We start from the raw sequence: 6392 nt of genomic DNA, 5'->3' as shown, positions 1-6392 counted from the left end.
CGACAGGATCTCCCGAGTTGCTACAACATATCAATGTGTGACGTGCCGAGGTCATCGACTCCGAAGAGGTTCCTGCTTTCTCGCCCTTACGAAAATAGGAATGTTGCTTTCTATACTGTCAAATACATCGGCCCTCTTAACTGGGTATTTCGGAGCTCAATCCCTTCAACCATTTGGCTTTCGGCCCATCACCTAACTGTCTACGCTTAAAGACAAGAGTTACCCCTTGCCCTTCAAGACTCGCTACGAGTGAATGGCTAGTTCTTTCTCGGTGGGAATCCTCCCACTATATGTTGCAACCTAGGCTCGGTCGCTCTGACAGGCACCCAAAACTAATGTTTATCGATCGAAGATGGCAAAATTATTGACGAACAGATATTAATGCATAAAAATTAACATGACAAAATACCCGACGAGCTATTAAGCCCCTCGGGTAATTTGTATTACAAATAAATTATACTCTTTTGCAATATCGACATGTTTAGATTCTACTTCACCTTGTAATAATCTACATACCAATCGGCAAATTTCTGCAACCCTTCTCTAATCGAAGTCCCAGGTTTAAACCCTACAGCTTTTTGCATTGACTCCTTTCCCTTTGAAATCTGTACTTCTACCTGTACGCGATAGCCCTCAAGCCCTTTTAAACCAATGCTTGAAACTTTTACGCTCATAAGCAAAAACCTCCCTACTTTTAAGTAAATTGAGAAGAAAAAGAATAAGTTGGATAGTAAAAAATTGAAGTTTAGAAAAAAGAAGAAGAAGGGGTGAGAGAAATAATAATAGATTGGGATAAAGTGGCTCAGTGGTACTACACTTATATTCCACACCTAGGTCTAAATTCCTGCAAACATTTCTAAAAATACAAAAGAAAAAATTAAATGATTACTAGTCTTACATTGATTACTCTCCGTAGTTGCCCACCCACATAGATGAAAACATAAAAAATATGAAAATACTAAAAGAAAGTCATCATTTTTAAATGACCACTTTCTCTTTTGTATCATATACATGAATCTGTCATTAAACCGCTCAAAATTGTGTGACAAGTGTGGAACAATGTTGTGAAACAACACCTCTCGGGGCATGCCTAGCATGGGACTAAAAAGAAGCAGGAGAACCGTCCCCTTGCTTTTCCAGTTGCATCTATTTAAGATGCATGTGTATTTTCCTCGACAGTATCCAGGGATATGCCGGTTGTACGGGGGGCAAGTATGGCTATGTCTAGTATAAGAAGTAACATGGCTGCTGCAATTATCATAAACACTGTAGTTGCTCCACTTGAATTTAATACAGGTAGTAAGATAAATGGAAGTAATCCACTGGTTAAACGGCTCAAACTGTATGCGCTTCCAGCTGCTGTCGCTCGAATCGATGTTGGAAAAATCTCAGCTTGGAAAACATTAAAGGTACTAGTAAAGATATTGCTGACTACTGTAAATAGAAATCCTGCTAACACAATGAGTAATGGGGTTTCAGCCATGCCAAACGTCATGCCAAACACTCCCATACCGAAGGCGGTCAGGACAATTAACCATTTGCGGTCAATGCGTTCAACCAATGGCACAGCGAGCAAGGAGCCTAAAGGATATCCAAGGAAAGACAGGGCTGTGTACTCCAGAGACGAAGTAACTGTATATCCCTTGGAGCTTAAAATAATCGGGGCAAGTGTCCCAAAACCGTAATATCCGACTGTTTGGAGTATTTGAAATATATACATCATTAAAGTTCGCTTGATATATTGCTTTTGAAAGATAGCAGAAAAAGGTAACTGTTGTGCAACTTTTGCCTTAGCAGGACTGGTTGTCTGTTTTAATGCGGGCTCACTAACACGGCCATCATTTCCTTCAAATTGTTTCATTATCTCCTCTGCTTCATCTTTCCGTCCAGCCAACTCTAACCATCTAGGTGATTCTGGCAATTTTTTAATACCTAAGAATACGATAATGGCTCCAGTGGAACCGATTATGAACATCCATCTCCATCCATCAATTCCAAGGGGAGCTAAGGGAACCAGGAATCTTGCTAAAAAGCCTTCAATCGGAATCGCTAGAAACGCGATCGTATAGGCCCAAGCAATAAATTTTCCTCGTTTAGAAGCCGGAAGAATTTCACTCAGATATGCAGCACACAATGGTGGTTGTGCCCCAAGACCTAACCCTGCTAAGAATCTAAACAGAATAATAAACGTTACGTCTGGGCTCAGCGCAATTAAAAAGGTAAATACAGAATAGATAGCCAAATTGATGACAAACGCCTTTTTCCGACCGTATTTATCAGCAACCCGACTCAGGAAGATCGCTCCAAAAAACATTCCAAAGAAACTAGAGCCCAACATAAGAGGCATCAAACCCTCATCTATTTGAAATTCATTTTGGAGAATTGAAGCCAAAACACCAGTTAAAAACACTTCGAAAAATTCAAAGAATAGTGCCGTACCAATCAATATTGTTGCAGTTTTATGGATCTTTTTAACAGGTAGTCGATCTAGACGCTGCGATATGGTTGCTTCCATTCTATTTTCCCCCTTTTAAAAAAATTAAGTTGTTATTATCCACCTTTATGACCACATTATGAAATAGGGGCATATTTGGATGTAACAGTTTCAATGACTTGATCCGTTTTTATGACATCCGCATATTTTTGTTGTAAATCAAACAAACTTTGTTCATGCGAGGCCGATGACCGATCACCCACAGCATCTTCAACTACAATCGGTCTGTATCCGTATTGCAGCGCATCAACAGCTGTGGCGCGAATGCACCCACATGTGGTACACCCAACGATGATTACCGTATCAATATCATTTGTATTAAGACGTGAAATTAGGTCTGTCCCAAAGAAAGCTGAGGCATATTTCTTAACAATTAAGCTATCACCTGAGCGAAAGTCTAGTCGGCTATCAACCTTTACAGCTTCCGTGCCTGTTCTTAATGTGTGTAAGCCTTCCATCTTTTGATGCCATAAACCAGCATCTGCAAGTGTATCGTCATCATAAGAAATGGTGGTAAAGAATATTGGAAGATTCAGTGTATGCATAGTATGTAAAAGCTTATTAACTTGAGAAATCTGTGGGGTAAGATCAGAACCCATAGGCATAGTAGGATCTGTAAAGCCTGTAATGATATCCACTACTACCAATCCTGGTTTCTTACCGAATCCTAATAATTTTCCGAATCCTCTTTCTTTAAATAGAGTTTCATCTGCTTCATTTCTGGCCATTATATTCCCTCCATAAACCTTCAAGATCTTGTAAAACCTACCTTGAAAATTTTTAAATTTTTAAATAACCTTTAAAACTTGGTGAAATTCACCAAACTATCATTTGTTAGAAACATTGACATTCCCCAACGTTTTTTTTTTCAAAAAAATCATAGAAAGCACTTAAATCATTCTTAATGTGCTTACTCATCTCTTCTTCGGCTTTAATTCGATCTTGTTCTATGATTGCCTTGAAGATTTGTTCATGTTCACCTATATAGTTTTTACGGTTTGAAGTCATATAATAGTCCCGAAGAATATTATTACGCATATATAAGCTCTTTGTCCGAATCGTTTCCAATAACCCGATTAGTTGTTTATTGCGGGCAGCTCTAATGATCAGTTCGTGAAATTGCGTATTTAATTCAACTACTTTAGAGGGATGTTCTTCTACTAAAGCTTTTTTTGACTTCACTAAGACTTCATTAATTTGTTTCTCAAGAGTTTTAGTTATATTTTTTGCGGCTAATTTTGCAGCAAGGGACTCTAATTTTTCTCGGCATTTGTATAGATCGATAACATCTTGAAGTGTTGGCTTATAAATGTAGATAGCGCTTTCACTTTGAGTTAAAAGTCCATCCTTTATCAGCATTCGAATAGCTTCTCGGATAGTTCCTCTACTTACTCTAAGTTTTTCTGCTAATTTTGTTTCTACCAAACGTTCCCCAGGTTGATATTCCCCTTCTAAAAGCATAGTTAAAAGGATCTGATAGGCCTGTTTATGAAGGGGCCCAGGGCGTAGAATTTGCATGTCTATTCCTCCTTTCCATAGTACCGAATTTTGAAAATGTTACGCCTACTTTTAATATACAGACTTATCTGTTTACCGTCAACCGTTTACATGGCTAGGTTTTTATTAACCTTTTAATAGATTCTATTATCTATTTAATGGAACTGTTATTGTTATTAATCAGAGATCTCGGATCGAATTTCCATTTTCAGCTGATTACTATTGACCATACACGATTCGGCAAAGTCTTTTCATTTTCGACTTGTATCAACCTTGAAAAGCCCATAAAAGGCTAGGGGAGTCGCATGTTTCGACATTCTTCCTCCCTTTCACGATCATTCTCACTCGAATGACGTGATGAGTCATTTATTTATCTAGATAATAATGGAGGGATCTTCAAATCCATTTCACATTCTATTCTCATTCTTTCAGCTACCGCTACTTGAGGGTGCTTTTTTTGGTCATACTGCAGCAAATAACGAAAAAGATATAACTGCCATAAATTAAAGGCGACCATTTGCAGGTATATGCATGCAGTAATCGCGTGAAATCTATCCACAAAACGATGATCCATGTGGCAGTGGGTTTTCAATTGATGAAATAAGCAGTTTTCAATGTTCCACCGTTTATGGATCATTTTCCATATTGATTCTACTTTCACTTCTTCCTGACAGGTTGTGGCCAACAAGGTTTCTTTTGTCTCCGTCTTTATCACTTTCCCATGACGCATAATCTGGATATGCTCTACAAAGCGCACAAACCTAATGCCCACTTGTACATTGGTCATCTCCATACCATGGTCTTCCCAGGCTTCTATCCGGATCTGTTGATTTTTCACTTGTGTCGTCCAGACGTGATCTGGTTTTCTCTTCGAGAATAGACCGAGTGCATCCTTGACGATATGAAGGCGCATATCCTTAATCCGGATGATCAAATCGATATGGAAACTGGCGACTAAATTAATAAAGGGAGCTTTCGCATATAAGGCATCACAAACGAGAATGTCGGTAAAATGATGAAACCGTTGGTATAACTGTTCTACAAGCCGTTTAGCGGCAGTAATTTCGCCTTCATCCTTTTGGCAGCGGAGAATTTAGATTGTTTTACTAACGCACCCGTTTTTAATATGATTTGCTTCACAAACAAATAGAGGGAAATCAATAAAGTCAGAACCTTAAAAAGTTATCGTACAACCTTAAAGCATTTTGGAATCAAAATGGAATTTGTCCAACTCCTTAAAATCACGATCGAATACTTCTTCATTTAACTAAACGCTCCTCTTATCGCGCAATACCCTGAGCTTCCTAGAGGCTGCGAGGTAACAAGTTTAGCCATGCTTCTCCATTATTACGATGTAAAAGTCAGTAAAATGGAGTTAGCAGATAAGGTGAAAAAGGACCCAACTCCATCTATTTTAACGACCCTATGACTGTTGAAGTGAAAAAAGCACCTATAAACGATTTTCGCAAGGCATGGATACAGATGGGGAAACAAGCAATTACAGTCACAAAAGGTCAGTAGGACATTGATTTAGAACAATGGCAATAACTTTATTCATTCGGATAAAGATTCTGATATGTTTCTACTGTATGTTTAATTAAATCCTTTAAAACATTGGTATCGATATCAGCTAATTTATTAACATAAATACAAGCCTTACTCTTCGTGTGTTTACCAAAGCTTTCTAATAATTTTTCTCTTTCCTCACTTTCATAGGCCAAATAAAGACTAATTTTCGCCTTTCTTGGTGAAAAACCCACTAAAGGCGCATCCCCTTCATGTCCTGATGCATACTTATAGTGATAGCTACCAAAGCCTATAATACTAGGACCCCACATTTTTGCGTCGTAACCAGTTACCTCTTCAAAAATTTCTAATAACTGATAGGCATCTGCCTTCTTCTTCTCATTTTCCACACTTTCAATAAATTTAATTACACTATCGTCGGTTTCTTTCATCTTCGGTTCATACATATATGCTCTCTCTCCTATTCTCTGATTAAATACTTGTTTACATTATTGTCAGCATTATTACATTCTAGAATACAAGTCTAATTTCCTACAAAAAAGAATAATCTTTTGTCTCTTCACCATTGTTTGTGATTTCTACATAATTCTGGCAATTAAGTTAGCTAGATTGGAGCCACTCACAATCTCTCCTTCTTCAGCTTACAGACCGGCCAGTTGGTGGAAAAGATGCGGTCAAGTGCTTTCCTTGACGGCTTCTTTTCCACCAACTATTATCCACCATAATGCTGAAGAAGGAGGGGCTAGGACACCTGCTCATGATAAGTTTTTCCTGTACACTCTAAAAATACACGTATTCTAAATCGATGAAGGTTACGATACCCATAGGCTCGACGTTTACTGTTTTTGATTTTATGATTCGTACCTTCTGTTCG

The 6392-nt window shown here is 38.2% G+C and carries 7 protein-coding genes and 1 pseudogene; 1 reads left to right on the top strand and 7 read right to left on the bottom strand.

Annotated features, from left to right (window positions below; genetic code table 11):
• Positions 1-488: 488 nt before the first annotated feature.
• The 5 genes from ELQ35_RS22000 to ELQ35_RS21980 all read right to left on the bottom strand — a co-directional run bounded on the left by ELQ35_RS22000 (position 489) and on the right by ELQ35_RS21980 (position 5084).
• The gene (locus tag ELQ35_RS22000; RefSeq protein ID WP_126867315.1) at positions 489-674 is read right to left on the bottom strand and encodes a hypothetical protein; all 186 of its coding nucleotides are present in this window, start codon (positions 672-674) and stop codon (positions 489-491) included.
• Between the two features lie 476 nt (positions 675-1150).
• Positions 1151-2515 carry an MFS transporter gene (locus tag ELQ35_RS21995; RefSeq protein ID WP_126867314.1) on the bottom strand — a complete coding sequence of 455 codons (1365 nt, stop codon included), beginning with the start codon at positions 2513-2515 and terminating at the stop codon, positions 1151-1153.
• 56 nt (positions 2516-2571) lie between these two features.
• Positions 2572-3222, bottom strand: coding sequence for an isochorismatase family protein (locus tag ELQ35_RS21990; RefSeq protein ID WP_126867313.1), 651 nt, complete (start codon positions 3220-3222; stop codon positions 2572-2574).
• Between the two features lie 106 nt (positions 3223-3328).
• Positions 3329-4012 carry a GntR family transcriptional regulator gene (locus ELQ35_RS21985; protein ID WP_126867312.1) on the bottom strand — a complete coding sequence of 228 codons (684 nt, stop codon included), beginning with the start codon at positions 4010-4012 and terminating at the stop codon, positions 3329-3331.
• 349 nt (positions 4013-4361) lie between these two features.
• Positions 4362-5084 carry a transposase gene (locus ELQ35_RS21980; RefSeq protein ID WP_126867311.1) on the bottom strand — a complete coding sequence of 241 codons (723 nt, stop codon included), beginning with the start codon at positions 5082-5084 and terminating at the stop codon, positions 4362-4364.
• 174 nt (positions 5085-5258) lie between these two features.
• Between ELQ35_RS21980 and ELQ35_RS21975 the strand changes: the two are divergent.
• A pseudogene (locus tag ELQ35_RS21975) lies at positions 5259-5399 on the top strand (C39 family peptidase); the annotation flags it as partial.
• Positions 5400-5541: 142 nt separating this feature from the next.
• On the opposite strand, the gene ELQ35_RS21970 reads toward ELQ35_RS21975, so the two are convergent.
• Positions 5542-5964, bottom strand: a complete 423-nt coding sequence (locus tag ELQ35_RS21970) for a DUF1801 domain-containing protein (RefSeq protein WP_126867310.1) — start codon at positions 5962-5964, stop codon at positions 5542-5544.
• Positions 5965-6260: 296 nt separating this feature from the next.
• Positions 6261-6392, bottom strand: a 132-nt coding sequence (locus ELQ35_RS21965; RefSeq protein WP_143253477.1) for a transposase, incomplete at its 5' end; no start/stop codon positions are given.

This window comes from Peribacillus cavernae, from assembly GCF_003989135.1.
Taxonomy (GTDB): Bacteria; Bacillota; Bacilli; order Bacillales; family DSM-1321; genus Peribacillus; species Peribacillus cavernae.
Note: the sequence above shows the minus strand (reverse complement) of the source record. Positions and strands in the feature narration are given on the sequence as shown.

Excerpts from the sequence above, each read along its gene's own strand:
- ELQ35_RS22000 (WP_126867315.1), bottom strand. The coding sequence starts at position 674 with ATGAGCGTAAAAGTTTCAAGCATTGGTTTAAAAGGGCTTGAGGGCTAT.
- ELQ35_RS21995 (WP_126867314.1), bottom strand. The coding sequence starts at position 2,515 with ATGGAAGCAACCATATCGCAGCGTCTAGATCGACTACCTGTTAAAAAG.
- ELQ35_RS21990 (WP_126867313.1), bottom strand. The coding sequence starts at position 3,222 with ATGGCCAGAAATGAAGCAGATGAAACTCTATTTAAAGAAAGAGGATTC.
- ELQ35_RS21985 (WP_126867312.1), bottom strand. The coding sequence starts at position 4,012 with ATGCAAATTCTACGCCCTGGGCCCCTTCATAAACAGGCCTATCAGATC.
- ELQ35_RS21970 (WP_126867310.1), bottom strand. The coding sequence starts at position 5,964 with ATGTATGAACCGAAGATGAAAGAAACCGACGATAGTGTAATTAAATTT.